Source organism: Pseudoalteromonas piscicida (assembly GCF_002744175.1).
Lineage (GTDB): Bacteria > Pseudomonadota > Gammaproteobacteria > Enterobacterales > Alteromonadaceae > Pseudoalteromonas > Pseudoalteromonas piscicida_B.
Window position 1 is genome coordinate 1 of record NZ_NKHF01000128.1, and the last position, 1,208, is coordinate 1,208.

Below are 1,208 nucleotides of genomic sequence, written 5' to 3' on the forward strand. Positions count from 1 at the left end.
CCAAAAAGCAAATTCCCTTAGCATAAATAACACCAACTCTGAGACATCGAGCGGGTAGCAGCTCAGTCCAACAAGCGATTATGCAACACAAACTGCGTGTCGCATAAATACTAAATTGTTAGCCGTATTATGAAACAGAGGTGCACGTTTTGGACTCTCCGATATTAGAAGCGTTACCAGCGATACATGTGACCATCATTGGTGTCATTGCAGCATTCTTCTCGGCTTTCGCTATTTATGCCTACCAAAAAGTTAATGATGCTAAAGAAAAGTTAGATTCAGTTTTAAAGCGTAGTCAAAGCATTACTGCTCCAACTAGTTTCCGTTTTGGTGGCTCTAATAGATTTGTTACAAGCGAGGGGAAACTTGCCTGGGACACTGAAGGTAAACAGCTTTTACATAATGCAAGCTCTTGTTACTCGTATCTAGATCATGAAGAAAAGTATGGTATTAAAAGATCTGGTTTTGAGAGGGAGCCTGAGCCTGCTTTAGTTCTGTCTCTATGCGATGATCTATTTCTGCTTTTGAGTACGATTTTTACAACATACCCATTCTGGAACAATGGGCAGATCAATGTTCAGGGGCAGACTGAAAACGTGTCAAAATTGTGCAATCAGCAGTTTGATGACTCTCGTATTAAGGAAATGCAACGCATTACGGGTTTCTTATGTTGGATCTGGAATGGAAACAATAAATCAATTATCCGTCTTGCCCAAAAGGGGATGATGTATGAGCAAGATAAAAAGCTGTCTGAGCAAAAAGAGCTTTTTGAAAAACAGTGTGCTCAAATGCCAATTGATGATGCCGAAAAGGAAAGGATATGGGCTCAATTTCATCTGCCCCACATTAACAGCGTTACTAACTACGAGGCTCTTTTTATCGAATACTTTGAAAAGGCTAAAGTTGTGGAGCGCGAGGTTATACCGGTTGTTTCACAGACGCTTACTAGTTTCACCACATACAATCAGACATTCAAAGTTAAGGAAACAACACTTCGAGTAATCAACTTGATAGTCTTTAACTTGCTTTCAGGTGTGATTTTGCCTTTGATTCTATTGAATTTATCAATTGGTCTGGATGTGGATTGGTCTAGCTTCTGGGTTAGCTTTTTTGAGTATTTCTTGTTGTTATTGACAATGGCTCCTTACATTTGGGTTTGTCGCTATCTGTACCAAAAAGTGAAGAGCTTAGATTTTGCGTAATACGGC

1 protein-coding gene is annotated in these 1,208 nt (G+C 39.7%); it reads left to right on the forward strand.

Annotated features, from left to right (window positions below; translation table 11 throughout):
* The first annotated feature begins 149 nt into the window (after positions 1-149).
* Positions 150-1,202 (forward strand): hypothetical protein, encoded by a 1,053-nt coding sequence (locus CEX98_RS22055; protein ID WP_099644125.1) that lies wholly within the window; start codon positions 150-152, stop codon positions 1,200-1,202.
* Positions 1,203-1,208 lie beyond the last annotated feature (6 nt).